Below are 20,413 nucleotides of genomic sequence, written 5' to 3'. Positions count from 1 at the left end.
AAACTGTTTATAAAAATGTAAATTTACTAAATGTTATCTGTGTAAAACAAAAAAACCCAACTGAATTCAGATGGGTTTGATTTATAGTGGGTTATTTTATTAAATATCACGATTTACATCCCAAGCTTCTAAATAATCTTTAACAGCTTTAACAAACATCCCTCCTAAAGCTCCGTTTACTACACGGTGATCGTAAGAATGGGACAGGAACATTTTATAACGAATTCCTATAAAATCACCTTCTGGAGTTTCTATAACTGCAGGTACTTTTCTAATGGCTCCTAGAGCTAAAATACCCACTTGTGGCTGATTTATAATTGGAGTCCCCATAATTGTGCCAAAACTACCAATGTTAGTTACTGTGTAAGTTCCGTCTTGAATATCGTCTGGTTTTAACTTGTTTTCACGAGCACGTATCGCCAAATCGTTTACTTGCTTTGTCATTCCAACCAAGTTTAATTGATCTGCGTTCTTGATAACCGGAACTATTAAATTACCATCTGACAAAGCAGCCGCCATCCCTAAATTAACATTTTTCTTTTTTATAACTTTCCCGTCTTGAAACGAAATATTCATCATAGGGTAATCGCGTAATGCTTTGGCTATGGCTTCCATAAAGATGGGGGTAAATGTTAAGTTTTCACCTTCACGCTTAGCAAATTCGTTTTTAACTTTCTTTCTCCAGTTCCAAATATTCGTTACATCGGCTTCAATAAAACTTTGTACATGTACAGAAGTATTAACAGACTCAACCATATGGTTTGCTATTAATTTACCCATTCTAGACATTTCAATAATTTCGTCTTCCCCAGACGATATTACTGGAGCTGTAGCTTGTGTTGCTTTTGCTTTTGGAGCGTGTATTGTTTCCTGCTTATTATTTACAGGAGTAGCCTCTGGTTTTGTAACACGGTTACTTATGTAATTTAAAATATCATTTTTTGTAACTCTACCGTCTAGTCCAGTACCAACTATTCCATCCAGTTCTGTTTGACTAATTCCTTCTGCTTTTGCTATATTTTTAACTAAAGGCGAATAAAAACGATCTTCGCTAGAAACTAATGTATTTGTAACGGTTTCCTTAGCATTTTCAAACGATTCTTCTATTGCTACAACTGCTTCTGGAGCGACTTCATGATCAGCGTTTTCATTAGTAGACGGTTCAGGTGAGTTCTCGACATCACCAGAAATTTCAATAATAGCTATGGTTTGTCCTACTTGTACTACATCATCGACATTAAATAATTTTTCTAATAAAACACCTTCAAATTCGCAAGGGACTTCGCTATCTACTTTATCTGTTGCAATTTCAAGTACAGCCTCATCAGCCTCAATTGTTTCACCAACTTCTTTTAACCATGACGTAATTGTTGCTTCAGCAACACTCTCTCCCATTTTAGGTAATTTCAGTTCAAATTTTGTCATATTAATAATATAATACTGTTTTTAAAAATTAAAAATACGAAATTAACAAATAAAGATAGTTTTTACCTAAAAATACGCAATAACTTTTCTTAATTCTTTATTCCCGGAAAATCTTTTGCAAAGGTACTAAAAATGAATAACATTTCCTCGAGAGACTTTATTATCGCTACCAATTACAAAATTACTAGCACGAGGAATTATACGGTATGTAACTGTATTACAATCTTGAAAAGACTCCATAATAGCAATTATCTCTTTAAATGACAGCAAGTTATTATCGAATATAATTTGCTGATGCGCTGACACAGACTCGATTTTACGTTTAGTAACTATCTTTTTATCTAATGCAGATTCTAACAATGTATTTTTATTATTAGACAAAAATACTATTGATTTTACATCAATTTTTTTTACTGAAGGCTGTAAATTTAAAAATGTTAATCCTTTAATACCTCCCCAAATTAAGGCTTCAAAAACCATACTTTTTTTAAAATGCTTTTTATAGAATATTTGCATAGAACCATTAAAATTCTTGGCATAAACTCGGTTTCTAAATGTACATTCGCCTTTAAAATGAATAACGGTAGTGTGTCCGTAATAGTGATTTGTATAGCCTTTATTTAAGATTTTATAAGACAAATCTACATCTTCTCCATACATAAAATAATCTTCATCAAATCCATTTACAGCATGATACACAGCTCGCTTTAAAACCATAAAAGCACCTACTAAAACATTAGTTACCCCTATACTGTCGGGCTTTAAATGATTAGCGTAATATGTAGTTGTATCGCCTAAAATCTTTTTTAAAGCCACTTCTGGCGTAGGGACATTACGCTTACTTTCTGGCAAAAAATTCCCAGCACCGTCTATTAATTTACAACCAACGATTCCTAAATTAGATTGTTGATCTGCAAAGTTTAACACTTTAGTTAAGGTATCTTCTGCAACAACAGTATCTGGATTTAAAATACAAATATATTCACCCTTAGCTTGAGCTACACCAATATTGTTACCTTTAGAAAATCCAAAATTGGTTTTATTTTCAATTAATTTAACTTTTGGAAAGCGTTCACGAACCATCTTACAGCTATCGTCTGCAGAATTATTATCGACTACTATTATTTCTGCATCGATATCAGAAATAGCAGCTTCGACACTTTTAAGACAAAGTTCAAGAAAATAACGGACATTATAATTTAATACAATTACTGAAAGCTTCAAACCACTTAAGATTTTAACGATCCTTCAAACGGAATACGGTTCAAGATACTTCGTCCTAATGTCACTTCGTCTGCATACTCTAATTCGTCTCCAACAGCAATTCCTCGTGCAATTGTAGACGTTACCACATCTAAACCTTGAATTTGTTTAAAGATATAAAAATTAGTAGTGTCGCCTTCCATAGTGGGACTAAGCGCAAAAATAAGCTCTTTTACTTGACCTTCTTTAACTTTATTTACCAAAGGCGTAATATTTAAATCATGAGGTCCAACACCATCCATTGGTGAAATTTTACCTCCTAAAACATGATATAGTCCTTTAAAGGAACTTGTATTTTCTATAGCCATAACATCTCTAATGTCTTCTACTACACAAATAAGATCTTGCTGTCTTCTTGGGTTAGAACATATCTCACATAACACGTTATCGCTAATATTATTGCATGACTTACAAAATTTTATTTCTGTACGCATATTTAATAACGCTTGAGCCAACTGTACGGTTTGCGATTCTGGCTGACGTAATAAGTGCAAAACCAGACGCAAAGCTGTGCGTTTACCAACTCCTGGCAGTTGCGACATTTCGTTTACTGCCTTCTCTAGTAATTTTGAAGAAAATTCCATGCGACCAAATTAACAATTTTAGTTTTAAGATTTATTATTATGTTGTAATTTGTATTTTGGTCTTCGAAAACTATTCTATGAGCGCTACACAAATTATCTTACTTATTACTGCCTACTTTGGTGTACTAATTTTAATTTCTTACATCACAGGAAAAAATACCGATAATAATGCTTTTTTTAAAGGCAATAAACAATCGCCTTGGTATGTTGTTGCTTTTGGAATGATTGGCGCTTCGTTGTCTGGAGTAACTTTTATTTCGGTACCAGGCTGGATAGAAGCTTCTCAGTTTAGTTATATGCAAGTAGTTTTAGGCTACATTGTTGGATATCTAGTTATAGGAACTGTGCTCTTACCCTTGTATTACAAACTTAACTTAACTTCTATTTACACCTATTTAGAAGAACGATTTGGCAATTATTCATACAAAACTGGAGCATCTTTCTTTTTAATTTCTCGTATTGTAGGCGCCAGCTTTAGACTGTTTTTAGTCGCAAATGTGTTACAAATTATTTTATTTGATGATTTAGGCATTCAGTTTTGGCAAACAGTAACCATTACGGTACTTTTAATTTGGTTATACACCTTTAAATCTGGTATAAAAACCATTGTTTGGACAGATACTTTACAAACTTTATTTATGCTTGTAGCTATTGGGGTGGCCATTTTTTCTGTAAGTAAGGATATTAATATGGACGGTAAAACAGCATTACGTTTTGTGTTGGATAGCGATCTCTCTAAAATATTCTTTTTTGAAGATATAAGAACTGCTAATTATTTTTGGAAACAATTTATATCCGGAGCATTTATAGCCATAGTGATGACGGGGTTAGACCAAGATATGATGCAAAAAAACTTAACATGTAAAAGCTTGAAAGATGCTCAGAAAAACATGTTTTGGTTTACAATTGTACTTACCATTACTAATTTTGTAATTTTGAGTTTAGGTTTATTACTTACCGTGTATGCACAACAACAGGGTATAGACGCGCATAAAGACGATTTATTTCCAATATTAGCAAAAAACCATTTAGGAACAGCTGTATTTATATTTTTCTTACTGGGTTTAATTGCGGCTGCTTATAGTAGTGCAGATAGTGCTTTAACCTCATTAACAACATCTTTTAGTATTGATATTTTAGATATTGAAAAAAAATACAACGCCACCAAACAAGTTAAAATAAGACGACAAATTCACGTACTAATATCTGCTCTATTAATTTTAGTGATTATTACTTTTAAATACGTTATAAAAGACGAGAGTGTTATTGCTAAACTATTTGTCTTTGCAGGATATACCTACGGCCCATTATTAGGTCTTTACAGCTTTGGATTATTTACCAAATGGAATGTTAAAGACAAATTTGTTCCTGTTATAGCCATTTTATCGCCTATACTATCTTACATTATAAGTATAAATAGTCTTAAATGGTTTGGGTTTGAATTTGGTTTTTTTATCCTTATTCTTAATGGACTTCTTACGTTTTTAGGATTAATATTGATTCGTCGCCAACAACACTAAAGTACATGCAATTTCATAATCAATACCATTAGAGTTTAAAATCTCGTAAAATTCAGGATTTTCTGTTCCAGGATTAAATATTACACGTTTTGGGTGTAACCCTACAATATAATCGTAATACTGCACTTGACGATTCGGATTTAAATATAAAGTTACTGTGTCTACATCTTCATATTGCACTAAATCTGTATCTATATTAACTCCAGAAACAATACCACTTCTTAATCCAAAAGCAACAGTCTCTTGCTTAGCTCCAACTAAACGCTTAATGGCTTTATTAGAATAACGTTCTGCTTTTAAAGAAGCTCCAATTACTAATGTTTTTTTATTCATATTAAAATCTTTAATTAACCTTATAATTTTAACTGTAACAATAACCTCAAAATTTCGTCCTTATATTATAGTAATCCAATTTAAAATTAACGCTATACCGAAATAAACTTGTTAAAAAACAGCCAAATATTAACCGGGGTTAATCAGGAAACAGCACCATACGTCTAGAGATTAACATATTGTTTTCAAAATATTGTGTTAAATATGTTAAACTTATTAAAAATACTGAAAATCAAAGCAATAGACAAGATGTGTTTTCGTTATCTTTATAAGGAATTACACTAAACGCATTATCATTTTACTTTTGAATTAGTCTTCTTTTTAAAAATTTTATTCGCGCATACGTGTTAACTTATAGATTGATTGATAGCATTAATCAAAAAAAGCCGAAATTATTATTTCGGCTTTTCTGTTTATAGTTTGTATTTAATTACCATTTAATAATAGCGCTTCCCCATGTAAAACCACTACCAAAAGCAGCTAATACAACAGTATCTCCTTCTTTAATTTTTCCTTGTTCCCAAGCTTCAGTTAAAGCGATAGGAATAGATGCTGCAGTTGTATTACCATATTTCATAATGTTATTAAACACCTGATCGTCGGTAAGCTTAAACTTCTTCTGAATAAACTGAGATATCCTTAAATTAGCTTGATGTGGTATAAGCATATCAATAGCATCTGGACTCAATTTATTAGTTTGAAGTCCTTCCATAATAACCTCACTAAAACGTACAACTGCATTTTTAAATACAAATTGCCCATTCATATGCGGAAAGTAACTTTCATCTTCAGGATCGTTATCTCTTAAAATATCACTTACCCAACGTGTGCCCATAGCAGGCGCTATTAAGGCCAATTCTTCAGCATGTTCGCCTTCTGAATGTAAATGAGTTGATAAAATACCTTTTGAGTTATCTTCCGTTCGACTTAAAATCGCAGCTCCAGCACCATCTCCAAATATTACAGAAACTCCTCGACCTCGCGTAGACACGTCTAAACCTTTAGAATGAATTTCACTACCAATCACTAACACATTTTTATACATGCCAGTTTTAATAAATTGATCGGCTACAGACAATCCATAAATAAAACCAGAACATTGGTTACGAATATCTATAGCTCCTACAGTTTTTATATCTAATGCTTTTTGCACTTGAACTCCAGGACCAGGAAAATAAAAATCTGGACTTAATGTTGCAAACACAATAAGATCGATATCGTCTTTATCTATTCCCGCACGCTCTATAGCAACTTTAGCTGCCTTAACTCCCATAACCGAAGTTGTATCTTCAGAACCTGGTTTTACCCATCTACGTTCTTTAATACCTGTGCGTTCTTGAATCCAAGCATCATTAGTGTCCATTAATTTAGACAAATCGTCGTTAGTCACTACATGGTCTGGAACATAATACCCAAGACCTATTATTTTCGAATTGTACATATATTAACTTTTATAGGCGCAATTTAATCATTTTAAGTATAACATAATTCTAAACTGCTTCTCATTTGTTATGCATGCATACTAATACACTTTGTAGTAATTCCTTGACAATGCAATATTAATTTTTAGTATATTGAGCAACTTAAACTCATTTTAAACACACATTCTATTACACATGAAACATTTTCTAACATTTTTTTTGCTCTGTTTTGTAATTACAGGTTATGCACAGGAAAATTTAATGTATCAAAAACCCCATAAAAACATTCTTGAATTGGCCGAGGCTCCTTTAGCTCCAATAATAAGAATGGACAGTAAAGGTGAACATATTGTTTTACTATACAGAAGTAGTTACAAAACTATTGAAGAACTTTCGGAAACCGAATTGCGCTTAGGCGGATTACGTATTAATCCCGTTACCAATATTGGGAGTCGTACCCGATATTATAACGACGTTAAATTAAGTTCAAAAAAAGATGGTACTCCAAAAATCATTTCTGGATTAGAAGCCGATGGCCGATATGCTAATTTTTCTTGGTCGCCAAACCAAGAGTATATGACTTTTACTAAAACACTAAATACAGGTGTAGAATTGTGGCTTTTAGACATTAAAAATGGTGAAGCTAAAAAAATTAGCGAAGCCAACCTAAATGCTAATATGGGAAATCCTGTAACATGGTTTAAAGATAGTAACGCTGTATTAGTTAAAATACTTCCCGGAAACAGAAAAGCTCTAATTAACACCAAAGAAGCTGTACCAACCGGACCAACAGTATCGGTAAGTGAAGCTGGTGTAAAAGCCCAAAACAGAACCTATCAAGATTTATTAAAAAACAAAAACGACGAGCATAATTTCGAACAATTATCTCTATCAGAATTGCATAAAATAACCTTAGATGGTAAAGCTACGCTATGGAAGAAAGCAGACATGTATCGTGGCGTTTCGTTTTCTCCAGATGGTAATTACATCATGATAACCACCATAAAAAAACCATTTTCTTATTTAGTACCTTATCATAGATTTCCATCAGAATCTGTTGTTTACACAGCAACTGGCGATTTGGTAAAATCTGTTTTAGAAGTTCCTTTAATTGAAGATTTACCTAAAGGATTCATGGCTGAACGTACAGGAAAAAGAGATTTTGACTGGCGTAGCGACAAACCAGCTACTTTATATTGGGTTGAAGCTTTAGATGGTGGAGATCCGGCAAATGAGGTTCCGTTTCGCGATGAAGTATTCCAACAAGACGCACCTTTTAATGGTAAAGTTACGTCTCTTTTAAAAACAAAAGATCGTTTTAGAGGCATTACTTGGGGAGACGATAATATTGCAATTGCTTACGATAATTGGTGGAATACTCGTAATACAAGAACCTATGTATTCAATCCATCCAACTCAAATGTAGCGCCAAAAGTATTATTCGACCGTAATTATCAAGACCGATACAATGATCCTGGGAAATTTGTTTCTACCAAAAATCAATTTAACGAGTATGTCTTAGACCTTAATAAAAACACGGCCTATCTCATTGGAGACGGGTATAGTGAGGCTGGAAAATTTCCTTTTGTAGACGAATTAAACCTTAATACACAAAAAACCAAACGTCTGTATCAATCTAAATTAACCGACAAAGTAGAAAGCATCTCAACGGCTTTAGATGCTAAAGCTGGAGAATTTATAGTCCGTATAGAATCTAAAAACGAATATCCTAATTATTACATTAGAAATATTAAAAAGAGAAATGGCTTAAAACCCTTAACACAATTTGAAAATCCGTTTAAAAGCCTTCAAAATGTTAAGAAAGAAGTTATTTCTTATAAACGAGCTGATGGTTTAGATTTATCTGGAACCTTATACTTACCTACAGACTACGAAGCAGGCAAAAAGTATCCTATGATCATGTGGGCATACCCACGTGAGTATAAAGACAAAAATAGTGCTGCACAAAGTACTTCAAGTTCTAACGAATTTACATATCCGTATTACGGATCTCCTATTTACTGGGTAACTAGAGGTTATGTGGTGTTAGATGATGCTGCGTTCCCTATTATTGGTGAAGGCGACGAACAACCAAACGACACCTTTAGAACTCAATTAGTTGCAAATGCTAAAGCCGCTATTGATGCTGTAGATGACTTAGGATATATAGACAGAGAACGTGTTGCTGTGGGCGGACACAGTTATGGTGCATTTATGACTGCTAATTTATTAGCACACTCTAACTTATTTGCAGCAGGAATTGCACGTTCTGGTGCGTATAACAGAACTCTAACACCTTTTGGTTTTCAAAGTGAAGAACGTAATTACTGGGAAGCTCCAGAAATTTACAACGCCATGTCTCCTTTTATGCATGCCGATAAAATGAAAACACCATTATTACTAATTCACGGAGAAGCAGATAACAATTCTGGAACTTACCCATTACAAAGCGAGCGTTATTTTAATGCTTTAAAGGGATTAGGTGCTCCGGTGCGATTGGTTATGCTACCTCGCGAAAGCCACGGATATGCTGCTAAAGAATCTATTTTACATATGCTTTGGGAACAAGACCAATGGTTAGAAAAGTATGTGAAAAATAAAAATGCAACAGACACTGCAGATTAAGAATTAACATACCATATCCTTTATTAAAAAAAAATGCCATTCCATCCGAATGGCATTTTTTCATTTATCAATGTCAGTTTGTCACTTTTTTATCCTTGGTATTTTTTTTGACTACTAACAAGTCAGAATTAAATCAATTTAAAACATACATATTATGGCAAAAGGAAGTATTAATGTTTCGGTAGAAAATATCTTTCCATTAATTAAGAAGTTCCTATATAGTGATCACGAAATATTTTTACGTGAATTAATTAGTAACGGAACAGATGCAACGCTTAAGCTAAAACACCTTACGAGTATAGGGGAAGCAACAGTAGACTACGGCAACCCACAAATAGAAGTTAAAATTGATAAGGAAGGAAAGAAACTGCACATTATTGATCAAGGTTTAGGTATGACAGCCGAAGAGGTTGAAAAATACATTAACCAAGTTGCTTTTTCTGGTGCTGAAGAATTTTTAGATAAATACAAAGACTCTGCTAAAGACTCTGGTATTATTGGCCACTTTGGTTTAGGATTTTACTCTGCTTTTATGGTAGCAGATAAGGTTGAAATTATTACCAAATCGTTTAAAGACGAACCTGCTGCACATTGGACTTGCGACGGATCTCCAGAATTTACTTTAGAGCCAGCAGACAAAACAGAACGCGGTACAGAAATCATTCTACATATCGCAGAAGATTCTACAGAATTTTTAGAAGAATCTCGTATTAGCAGTTTACTTTCTAAATACAATAAATTCATGCCTATTCCAATTAAATTTGGAACTAAGGAAATTAACGATCCAGAGCATGAACCAGCAACCATTACAGATAAAGACGGTAAAGAGACTAAAGAACCTCAACGTAAAATTACTGTAGACAATATTATAAACAACCCAAATCCGGCTTGGACCAAACAACCTGCAGATTTAGAGACTGAAGATTACCAGAATTTCTACCGCGAGTTATATCCAATGCAATTCGAGGAGCCTTTATTCCATATTCATTTAAATGTAGATTATCCGTTTAATCTTACAGGTATTTTATACTTCCCTAAGATGACGAATGATATGAGCATGCAAAAGGATAAAATTCAGTTATACCAAAACCAAGTGTTTGTTACAGATAATGTAGAGGGTATTGTTCCTGAATTCTTAACCATGTTAAGAGGAGTTATCGATTCGCCAGACATTCCGTTAAACGTATCACGTAGTTATTTACAAGCCGATGGTGCGGTTAAGAAAATTTCATCTTACATCACTAGAAAGGTAGCCGATAAATTAAAATCGTTGTTTAATGCTAATCGTGAAGATTTTGAAGCAAAATGGAACGATATTAAAATTGTGATTGAATACGGTATGCTTTCTGAAGATAAATTCTTCGATAAAGCTGAAGCTTTTGCTTTATACCCAACTGTAGATAGTACATATTACACTTATGAAGAATTAACTGAAAAAATAAAAGACGCCCAAACCGACAAAGATGGTAAGTTAGTTATTTTATATGCTTCAGATAAAGACGCTCAACACAGTTATATTGAAGATGCCAAAGCAAAAGGTTACGAAGTATTATTATTAGACTCTCCTATTGTATCGCATTTAATGCAAAAATTAGAAGGTTCTAAAGAAAACATAACCTTCTCTAGAGTAGATGCAGACCACATTAACAACTTAATTAAGAAAGACGATACTGAGATTTCTAAATTAAGCGACGATGAGAAAAAGAAACTAGAAGAGGTTTTAAAAGCAGCTATTCCTGCAGATAAATTTACTGTACAGTTAGAAACATCAGATAGTGATGCAACACCATTTATTATTACACAACCAGAATTTATGCGTCGTATGAAAGAGATGCAACAAACTGGTGGTGGCGGAATGAACATGTTTGGTAGTATGCCAGAAATGTACAATTTGGTTGTAAACACAAACTCTCCATTAGTTTCTGATATTTTAAATACAGAAGCTGAAGACGACCAAAAACGTTTAATTACACAAAGTTTAGATTTAGCACGTTTATCTCAAGGGTTATTAAAAGGTGAAGAGTTAACTAAGTTTATAAAACGTAGTTACAGCATGATTAAATAATAATCTTATTTTAAGCAATAGAAAAAGCCCTCTTTAATTTGAAAGAGGGCTTTTTATTTATAGTACTATTAAATAAATTAATCCAATGTAAATTGTTTAGATTCCAATAGTAATTCGTGCGTTTCTACAGCTTCATCAATAGCTACACTTACGGTTGATAATACTTTAAAAAATTTACGGCCATCGGCACGCTTAATTACAGCCTCTCTACTCCCATCTTTCTTATCTGTAATACTTACAATTTCTACCTGTAATCCTGCAAGATTATTATAATTTACTACGCCTCCGCGTTTTATTATAAAATTGCTTTTAGGGAAATTAATAGATGAGTAAGCAAACTGACTAGGTACTCCCACAGTTACTACATCACCTACACTTACAGGAGCAGGATTAACAGTCAATGCATTAGCACTAAAACCTAACATAAACACCCCTGCAAAAAAGAAAACTTTTTTCATTTTAAACTTATTATTTAACAATTATTTGATATTAAAAAAACCAAATTAACCATTTCCTTATTGTCACTAAAATTATAAATCTTAATAAAATACTAAAAAAACAAGCCGTTTATCGAGGGTAAATCGATGCCTAATTTCACACAGTTACTATCGTACTGTGTTTCACTTCATTAATCACAAACATACTGTGAGTGCTACCAATATGGTTTATTGTCGTTAATTTATTTACCATAAATTCTCTGAAAGCAACCATGTCTTTTACCAAAACTTTAAGTAAATAATCATAATCGCCACTAATGTGATAACACTCCATCACTTCATTTAAATTAGCAACTTCTTTTTCAAATTGAAATACATAATCTTGACTGTGTTTTACTAATTTAATATGGCAAAATGCAACAAATGATTTTTCTACTTCATTTTTATTCACCACCGCGACATACCTGCTAATTATACCCTGACTCTCTAACTTTTTTACACGCTCATATACCGCTGTTACCGATAAATTAAGTTTAGCAGACAAGGCTTTATTCGTCTGTTTGCAATCTATTTGTAATTCTCTTACAAGATGTTTATCAATTGTATCTAAAATCATTTTGAAAATTTTTCTACAGAATAATTATTCCACTAATAATCACCAAATATAAAACTAATAAATACACATATTACAGCAATAAAATCTAAATAACTCTACTGATATTGATTATTAATCTAATAATTAAGACTTTTAATGGATAATAAAAAAATATAATCATGTCATTTAAACCCGCAAATAATATTCAAGATTTACAATTATTTGGAGAAGACGGAGGCGTTAACCCTTCAATTTCAGACTCGTCAACATATACATTCTTATCCGCTAAAACCATGCAAGACACTTTTGACGGAAAGACTGATGGTTGCTATTTATACTCCAGACACACATCGCCTTCTAATCTAAATTTATCTCGTGCGCTAGCTGCAATGGAAGGTACTGAAACAGCCACGGTATATGCTTCTGGAATGGGCGCAATCACATCGGTATTACTTCAGTTGTGTGAAGCCGAAGACCATATTATATCAAGCCGTACCATATACGGTGGCACCTATGCTTTTTTAAAAAACTTTACGCCTAAATTTAATATAAACACAAGCTTTATAGATATTACTAACACAGATCTTGTAGAAGCTGCTATTACGTCTAACACAAAACTTATTTATTGTGAATGTGTGAGCAATCCCTTATTAGAAATAGCAGATTTAAAAGCCCTAGCTAAACTTGCTAAAACATATAATTTAAAACTCGTAGTAGATAATACGTTTTCGCCTTTAAGTATAACACCTGCCACATTTGGAGCAGATGTAGTGATACATAGTTTAACTAAATTTATTAATGGAAGTAGCGATACTTTAGGCGGTGTTGTATGCGGTACTTTCGACTTTATTAATCAATTAAAAGATGTTAACTCTGGTGCAGCTATGCTATTAGGGTCTACAATGGATAGCATGCGTGCTGCTTCGATATTTAAAAACCTAAAGACGCTTCATTTAAGAATGATACAACATAGTAAAAATGCTTTGTATTTAGCTGAAAAATTTGAAGCTCATGGATTAAAAACAATATATCCAGGTTTAGCATCTCACCCTGGACACCACATTTACAAAACCCAAATGAATACCGCTTTTGGATATGGAGGCATGCTTACTATAGATGTCGGGTCTTTTGAAAAAGCTAATGCATTAATGGAACTTATGCAACATAAAAACATTGGTTATCTTGCTGTAAGTTTAGGATTTTACAAAACGCTCTTTTCTGCACCAGGAAGCTCTACTTCTTCAGAAATCCCTATTTCCGAACAAGAAGACATGGGCCTTACCAATGGTATTATAAGATTCTCTATCGGGCTAGATGCCGATATAGAACGCACATATAAAATGATATACAATTGTATGAAAGAATTACATATTTTAAAATAAAAATTGATTTTATATCCTTTTAAAAACACTTCTTTTTAGTAGAAGTGTTTTTTTTTGACACTTTTTTTATCGATTTTGTTTATCTGAATCTGTATTTGCACATAAGCGTGTAAAATCGTAACATTACAAATCAAAATATTTTCTTAATACAACCGTAACATTTACCCATGGAAAGCCAAGACATAAAGCCTAAATCGCCTGAAGAAAATCCCATATTAGAGAACAGAGAATTAAGTATTTGGGAAGCTTTAATTCCAGTTTTGGCCTTAGTAATTATGCTTTTTTTTAATGTTAAATATGCCTTTGGTGATGATGCCTTAAGCGGAAGTAACCAATTTGTTTTATTACTTGGTGCAGCTGTAGCTGCCATCGTTGGCTTTTTTAATAAGGTTTCTTATGAGCAAATGTTAGAAGAAGTTGCCGAAAACATAAAATCTACTACTGGGGCTTTACTTATACTTTTATTTGTAGGGTCTTTAGCAGGAACTTGGCTAATAAGTGGCATTATACCCTCCATGATTTATTATGGCTTACAAATTTTAAGTCCGTCTATTTTTCTCCCTGCATGTGTAATTATTTGTGCTATTATATCTATAGCTACAGGTAGTAGTTGGACCACTTCTGCTACTGTTGGGATTGCTTTAGTAGGGATTGGTAATGCGTTGGGCATAGACCATGGAATGACTGCTGGTGCTGTAATTTCTGGAGCGTATTTTGGAGATAAAATGTCGCCATTAAGCGACACGACCAATTTGGCACCGGCTATGGCTGGAGGCGAATTATTCTCGCACATTAAATATATGACCTACACTACTATACCAACACTAATTGCAACATTAGTTATTTTTGTAGTGATAAGTCTGTCTCTAGATGTTCATGGAACTACCGACACTTCTGCCATGTTAAACTCTATAGATAACGCCTTTAATATTTCGCCTTGGTTATTTTTAGTTCCCGCTTTGGTTATTTTTTTAATCATAAAAAAAACGCCTCCTTTACCCGCATTATTAGTAGGTACGCTATTAGGCGGTATTTTTGCACTAATATTTCAACCGGAAATAGTAAAACAAATAGCAGGAACAGCAGAACTTAATGCACTTTCTGCTTATAAAGGAATCATGACTGCAATAACCGTAGACACTGCTGTAGCTACAGACAGCGCAGAATTAAACGATTTATTTTCATCTGGAGGTATGGCTGGAATGTTAGGCACTATTTGGCTAATTATTTGTGCAATGGTTTTTGGAGGTATTATGGATGCCATTGGAGCTTTAGCCAGAATTAGCAAAGCGGTACTTCAATTATTTGATTCTGTATTTGGATTATTTGCGAGTACAGTAATTAGTTGTATTGGATTAAATGCAATAGCAAGTGATCAATACTTAGCTATTGTAATTCCGGGTAGAATGTACAAAAAAGCATTTGAAGACAAGGGATTAGCTCCAGAAAACTTAAGTAGAACGCTTGAAGATGCAGGTACAGTAACCTCTGTATTGGTACCATGGAATACTTGTGGAGCTTACCAAAGTAGTGTATTAGGTGTAGATACTTGGCATTATGCAGGCTACGCTTTTTTCAATTATTTAAGTCCATTTACCACATTAATATTTGCTGCTTTTAAAATAAAAATCAAGCAACTTACTGATAAATAGACTTCAGTTAACCGTAATTCTTAAGCTATAAATAAAAGCTATATCAGTATAAATTTTTAAAATTTTATTCACATTACAAACACAGAATCTGACGTATATTTGCAATGTAAAAATTAACAATTAAAAACATATTACATGGCATTTGTAGGTAAAAAATTTCCAGATTTAAACGTTGACGCAATGAACGAAATGGGCGATACTTTTAAAGTAAACGTTCTAGAGGAAGCAGTTAACAATAAGAAAAAAGTAGTTTTATTTTGGTACCCAAAAGATTTCACTTTTGTTTGCCCTACAGAATTACACGCATTTCAAGCTGCAGTAGCAGAATTTGAAAAAAGAAACACAATTGTAATTGGTGCATCTTGCGATACTCCTGAAGTACATTTTGCATGGTTAAACACAGCAAAAGACAATGGAGGAATTGAAGGTGTAACTTACCCAATCTTAGCAGACTCTAACAGAAACCTTGCTTCTACATTAGGAATTTTAGACATTACTAACGAAACATTTAACGAAGAAACAGGAGTTGTAACTGTTGAAGGTGATAATGTAACTTACAGAGCAACATACATTATAGATGAAGATGGTATCGTGCAGCACGAAAGTATTAACAACATGCCATTAGGTAGAAACGTTGGTGAATATTTACGTTTAATTGATGCTTTAACTCACGTTCAAGAAAAAGGTGAAGTTTGTCCTGCAAACTGGGAAGAAGGAAAAGATGCTATGAGCGCAAACAGAGACGGTGTTTCTAGCTACTTAGCTTCTCACTAATTAAAACATTCAATCTACCATCCTTTTTCGTTAAAGGATGGTAATCTAAAAAATCATCTATTATTATGGTACAAGAATTAGAACAAGACAACTTAAATGAAATTGTATCTGGAAACGATACAGTGATAGTACAATATTCAGCAACATGGTGTGGTAATTGCAGAATTATGAAACCAAAATTTAAAAAATTAGCTACCGAAAACGAAAATGTAACGTTTGTGATTGCTGATGCTGAAAAATTTGCAGAATCTAGAAAACTGGCAAATGTGGATAATTTACCTACTTTTGCAACCTTTAAAAAAGGAGCTTTTGTTAACCAAGTACAAACCAATAAGTTTGACGTTTTAAAAGAGTTAGTCGATGAAGTTACCAGTAATTAAACACCTGACTCAATTCATTGAGGAAAACGATGAAGATTTCGTTAACGAAACTATCGAAACTCTAGAAGCTTTAACAGAAGTACCTTCTTTAAAAGATGAAGAGTTAGATGTAATTGGTGAATTAATTTCTAACATGTACGGTGCCTTAGAAGTTAATAGTATGATTAAAAATGGAACACCAAAAAAAGAAGCTTTAAATGGCTTTATGAAACGCGTATTAGGCGCTATAGATAAATAGAATTATATACTTATTTCTATAAAAGTCCTCATTTTCAAATTAGAAAATGGGGACTTTTTTTATATAGTTTATATAATAAATATCACTTGTTGGTAAAGACTTACTAAAAACTATATTTAACCACTTCATTAAAAATCAGGTAAGTTTATACAAATTATTCCTACAAATACATTTTAGTTTATAAAAAATGATAGCAATAATTTAAAATATACAGCTTAAAATTTGTATATTAATATTTATTTAATCAAAAATTAAAATTACATCTGTATTTTAACAAAAATAACAAAATGCCTTATAAAAATAACCATAAACTATAACCGAAATATTAACTATAAATTTTACTTATATTAGTATAAAATATGAAAATTAAAATACGCTACACATCATAACAATCTAAAGTATTTTTGAAGTATTAAAAAGAACAAAATCTTAAAACCTTTACATATGGCAAGCGAAAAAAACCCTAAAGCAACAGACGATATTAGTCAATGCCCTTACCACCAACAATTAGAACAACAACAGCAACAGCAGCACAAAGATAAAGCTGAACCTATTGTTGAAGAAAACAAAGAACATTCAAGTAGTACAGCGACAGCAACTGCAGGAAAATGCCCAGTAATGCACGGTTCAAACACCTCTACCAAAGACTCTGTTATGGATTGGTGGCCCAATGCATTAAACCTTGATATATTACACCAGCATGATACAAAAACAAATCCATTAGGTGAAACTTTTGATTATTATGAAGCATTAAAAACATTAGACACTGAAGCTTTAAAAGCAGATATGCGTGCACTAATGACAGATAGTCAAGAGTGGTGGCCTGCAGATTGGGGGCACTATGGCGGATTATTTATTCGTTTGTCTTGGCACTCTGCTGGTTCTTATCGTACTTCAGACGGTCGTGGTGGTGCTGGATCAGGAAATATTCGTTTTGCACCATTAAATTCATGGCCAGACAATGTGAGTTTAGATAAAGCTAAACGTTTATTATGGCCTATAAAAAAGAAATACGGAAAAAAAATTAGCTGGGCAGATTTAATCGCGTTAGCAGGAACAATGGCTTACGAAACTATGGGCCTGAAAACGTATGGTTTTGCATTTGGACGTCAAGATATATGGCATCCAGAAAAAGATACGTATTGGGGAGCTGAAAAAGAATGGTTAGCACCAAGTGATGAGCGTTACGACAATGTAGATAAACCTTCTACAATGGAAAACCCATTAGCAGCTGTACAAATGGGATTAATTTACGTAAACCCAGAAGGTGTAAATGGTAAGCAAGATCCATTAAAAACTGCTGCACACATACGCGAAACATTTGCACGTATGGCAATGAACGATGAAGAAACAGTGGCCTTAACAGCAGGTGGACATACAGTGGGTAAAACACATGGTAATGGAGATGCTAGTATTTTAGGTCCTGAACCAGAAGCTGCAAATATTGAAGAGCAAGGTTTAGGATGGAGTAATCCAAATAAGTCTGGGAAAGGACGTTATACCGTAACTAGCGGACTTGAAGGTGCTTGGACAACAAATCCTACAAAATGGGATGGTGGATTTTTCGAAATGTTATTTAACCACGAATGGAAATCTGTAAAAAGTCCAGCTGGAGCATCTCAATGGGAGCCTGTTACTATTAAAGATGAAGACAAGCCTGTAGATGTAGAAGATGCAAGTATTCGTCATAACCCTATGATGACTGATGCAGATATGGCTATGAAAGTAGATCCAATCTATAGAGAAATCTCACTTAAATTCATGAACGATCAAGAGTATTTTTCTGAAACGTTTGCTCGCGCATGGTTTAAATTAACCCACAGAGATATGGGACCTAAAGTAAATTATTTTGGTCCTGATGTACCTCAAGAAGATTTAATTTGGCAAGACCCTGTTCCTGCAGGAACTACAGATTATGATGTAGAAGCTGTTAAAGCAAAAATTGTTGCTTCCGGATTATCTATTCCAGAATTGGTAAATACTGCTTGGGATAGCGCACGTACTTTTAGAGGATCTGATAAACGTGGTGGAGCAAATGGAGCACGTATTCGACTTGCACCACAAAAAGATTGGGAAGGTAATGAGCCTAAACGTTTAGCTCATGTTTTAGCAGTTTTAGAACCTATTGCTGAAGAATTTGGTATTAGTGTTGCAGATACTATTGTATTGGCAGGAAATGTAGGTATAGAACAAGCCGCTAAAGCAGGTGGAGTTCCTGTTACAGTGCCTTTTGCTCCAGGACGCGGTGATGCAACAGCAGAAATGACTGATGCGGAATCTTTTGAACCTTTAGAGCCTTTAGCTGATGGTTACAGAAATTATAGCAAAAAAGAATATGTAGTAAGTCCTGAAGAGTTAATGTTAGACCGCACACAATTAATGGGCTTAACTGCGCCAGAAATGACGGTTCTTGTTGGAGGAATGAGAATGCTAGGCACAAACTACAACAACACCAAACATGGTGTATTTACAGACAATGTAGGCGCTTTAAGTAACGACTTCTTTGTTAACCTAACAGATATGGGCAACACTTGGAAGCCAATAGATAATGGATTATATGAGATTCGTGACCGTAAAACAGGTACCGTAAAATGGACAGCTACTCGTATGGATTTAGTGTTTGGCTCTAACTCTATTTTACGTTCGTATGCTGAAGTTTATGCCCAAGACGATAGCAAAGAAAAGTTTGTAAACGATTTTGTAAAAGCATGGACTAAAGTAATGAATGCAGATCGTTTCGATTTAAAATAAATTAATTAGACTTAATTTTTACACTAAAGCGGCTTCAATTTTTAATTGAAGTCACTTTTTTTTATACATATTATATTCAATCAAATTATAAAAACTAGCTATATAACAGCACAAAAAAAGAGCCATTTCAACAGAAATGACTCTTGGGCAACACATCTTAATAATCCCTACAAATTAAGATGTAGGTAATAATACAGTATCTATAACATGAATAACACCGTTGGACTGATTAACATCAGCAATAGTAACTTTTGCAGAATTCCCATTCTCATCGGTTACATAAATATCTTTTCCTTTTAACCATGCCGTTATCATACCGCCACTTATGGTTTCAATTACAGCTTTACCGTTTCCTTTTTTAATTCGATTTAAAATATCTGTTGCATTCCAATTTCCAGCAACGACATGATATGTTAATACCATTTGTAGGGTCTTCTTATTTTCTGGCATAAGTAAACTTTCAACAGTACCTTCAGGCAATTTATTAAAAGCGTTGTTAGTTGGGGCAAAAACTGTAAATGGACCTTTGCCAGATAATACATCTACTAAATCTGCAGCTTTAACCGCTGCGACCAATGTGGTATGATCTTTAGAATTAACTGCATTTTCAATTATATTTTTAGAAGGATACATTTTGGCTCCGCCTACCATAACGGTGTGTTCATTCATCATTTTGTCTTGTGCAAATGCATTGATAGTGATACAAAATATAAATGCGAATACCGTTGTTTTAATTAGTTTTAATGATTTCATAATTTTCATGATTAAGTTAAATTGTTATATATATGTTTCTATCCTACTAACGAATTTTAAAAGATGTCGGTTTTCATTTTTTTTAGGCATTAACAATTTATTAACCAGACATCAGTATTAACACACTTATTATCAGTAAATTAAAATCAGCATAAAAAATCAAAAAAAAAGAAAACAAATAGCTAAAACCTTTAATTATTATTAATTTTAACCGG

Annotated in this window: 17 protein-coding genes; 9 read left to right on the top strand and 8 right to left on the bottom strand. The window is 33.3% G+C overall.

The annotated features are described in order from the left end of the window. Positions 1-99: 99 nt before the first annotated feature. From FNB79_RS08835 to recR, 3 genes are all read right to left on the bottom strand, one after another. Positions 100-1,425, bottom strand: coding sequence for a dihydrolipoamide acetyltransferase family protein (locus FNB79_RS08835; protein ID WP_143380969.1), 1,326 nt, complete (start codon positions 1,423-1,425; stop codon positions 100-102). A gap of 126 nt (positions 1,426-1,551) precedes the next feature. Next, positions 1,552-2,649: a glycosyltransferase family 2 protein gene (locus FNB79_RS08830; RefSeq protein ID WP_143380968.1), complete on the bottom strand. Its 1,098-nt coding sequence runs from the start codon at positions 2,647-2,649 to the stop codon at positions 1,552-1,554. Positions 2,650-2,654: 5 nt separating this feature from the next. Next, complete coding sequence (gene recR / locus FNB79_RS08825) at positions 2,655-3,272, bottom strand: recombination mediator RecR (protein WP_143380967.1); 618 nt, start codon at positions 3,270-3,272, stop codon at positions 2,655-2,657. Positions 3,273-3,349: 77 nt separating this feature from the next. On the opposite strand from recR, the gene FNB79_RS08820 reads away from it, so the two are divergent. After that, positions 3,350-4,792: a sodium:solute symporter gene (locus tag FNB79_RS08820; protein WP_143380966.1), complete on the top strand. Its 1,443-nt coding sequence runs from the start codon at positions 3,350-3,352 to the stop codon at positions 4,790-4,792. On the opposite strand, the gene FNB79_RS08815 is transcribed toward FNB79_RS08820, so the two are convergent. Continuing rightward, entirely contained in the window at positions 4,763-5,125 is a 363-nt protein-coding gene (locus FNB79_RS08815) for a CoA-binding protein (protein WP_143380964.1), read from the bottom strand. The two genes, FNB79_RS08820 and FNB79_RS08815, sit on opposite strands and share 30 nt — an antisense overlap. Before the next feature lie 430 nt (positions 5,126-5,555). Further along, the gene (locus tag FNB79_RS08810) at positions 5,556-6,566 is read right to left on the bottom strand and encodes a 3-oxoacyl-ACP synthase III family protein (RefSeq protein ID WP_143380963.1); all 1,011 of its coding nucleotides are present in this window, start codon (positions 6,564-6,566) and stop codon (positions 5,556-5,558) included. 175 nt (positions 6,567-6,741) lie between these two features. Between FNB79_RS08810 and FNB79_RS08805 the strand changes: the two genes are divergently transcribed. Beyond that, positions 6,742-9,171 carry an alpha/beta hydrolase family protein gene (locus FNB79_RS08805; RefSeq protein ID WP_143380962.1) on the top strand — a complete coding sequence of 810 codons (2,430 nt, stop codon included), beginning with the start codon at positions 6,742-6,744 and terminating at the stop codon, positions 9,169-9,171. Positions 9,172-9,325: 154 nt separating this feature from the next. Beyond that, the gene (htpG, locus tag FNB79_RS08800) at positions 9,326-11,236 is read left to right on the top strand and encodes a molecular chaperone HtpG (protein WP_143380961.1); all 1,911 of its coding nucleotides are present in this window, start codon (positions 9,326-9,328) and stop codon (positions 11,234-11,236) included. Positions 11,237-11,313: 77 nt separating this feature from the next. Here htpG and FNB79_RS08795 read toward each other — a convergent pair whose 3' ends face one another. Both FNB79_RS08795 and FNB79_RS08790 read right to left on the bottom strand, forming a co-directional pair. Then, the gene (locus FNB79_RS08795) at positions 11,314-11,694 is read right to left on the bottom strand and encodes a hypothetical protein (RefSeq protein WP_143380960.1); all 381 of its coding nucleotides are present in this window, start codon (positions 11,692-11,694) and stop codon (positions 11,314-11,316) included. A gap of 136 nt (positions 11,695-11,830) precedes the next feature. Beyond that, positions 11,831-12,289: an Lrp/AsnC family transcriptional regulator gene (locus tag FNB79_RS08790; RefSeq protein WP_143380959.1), complete on the bottom strand. Its 459-nt coding sequence runs from the start codon at positions 12,287-12,289 to the stop codon at positions 11,831-11,833. 158 nt (positions 12,290-12,447) lie between these two features. Between FNB79_RS08790 and FNB79_RS08785 the strand changes: the two genes are divergently transcribed. The 6 genes from FNB79_RS08785 to katG all read left to right on the top strand — a co-directional run bounded on the left by FNB79_RS08785 (position 12,448) and on the right by katG (position 19,445). Further along, positions 12,448-13,650, top strand: a complete 1,203-nt coding sequence (locus FNB79_RS08785) for an aminotransferase class I/II-fold pyridoxal phosphate-dependent enzyme (RefSeq protein ID WP_143380958.1) — start codon at positions 12,448-12,450, stop codon at positions 13,648-13,650. 167 nt (positions 13,651-13,817) lie between these two features. After that, the gene (gene nhaC / locus FNB79_RS08780) at positions 13,818-15,302 is read left to right on the top strand and encodes a Na+/H+ antiporter NhaC (protein WP_143380957.1); all 1,485 of its coding nucleotides are present in this window, start codon (positions 13,818-13,820) and stop codon (positions 15,300-15,302) included. Positions 15,303-15,437: 135 nt separating this feature from the next. Then, positions 15,438-16,076: a peroxiredoxin gene (locus FNB79_RS08775; protein ID WP_143380956.1), complete on the top strand. Its 639-nt coding sequence runs from the start codon at positions 15,438-15,440 to the stop codon at positions 16,074-16,076. Between the two features lie 65 nt (positions 16,077-16,141). Beyond that, the gene (locus FNB79_RS08770) at positions 16,142-16,456 is read left to right on the top strand and encodes a thioredoxin family protein (protein ID WP_143380955.1); all 315 of its coding nucleotides are present in this window, start codon (positions 16,142-16,144) and stop codon (positions 16,454-16,456) included. After that, positions 16,437-16,694, top strand: coding sequence for a DUF6952 family protein (locus FNB79_RS08765; protein WP_143380954.1), 258 nt, complete (start codon positions 16,437-16,439; stop codon positions 16,692-16,694). Before FNB79_RS08770 ends, FNB79_RS08765 begins: the two co-directional genes overlap by 20 nt. Before the next feature lie 444 nt (positions 16,695-17,138). After that, the gene (gene katG, locus FNB79_RS08760; RefSeq protein ID WP_143380953.1) at positions 17,139-19,445 is read left to right on the top strand and encodes a catalase/peroxidase HPI; all 2,307 of its coding nucleotides are present in this window, start codon (positions 17,139-17,141) and stop codon (positions 19,443-19,445) included. 174 nt (positions 19,446-19,619) lie between these two features. Here katG and FNB79_RS08755 read toward each other — a convergent pair whose 3' ends face one another. Beyond that, entirely contained in the window at positions 19,620-20,198 is a 579-nt protein-coding gene (locus FNB79_RS08755) for a fasciclin domain-containing protein (protein ID WP_143380952.1), read from the bottom strand. Between the last annotated feature and the right edge of the window lie 215 nt (positions 20,199-20,413).

This window comes from Formosa sediminum, from assembly GCF_007197735.1.
Classification (GTDB): domain Bacteria; phylum Bacteroidota; class Bacteroidia; order Flavobacteriales; family Flavobacteriaceae; genus Formosa; species Formosa sediminum.
The sequence above is the reverse complement of the archived record's forward strand: the minus strand, read 5'-3'. Positions and strand labels throughout refer to the sequence as shown.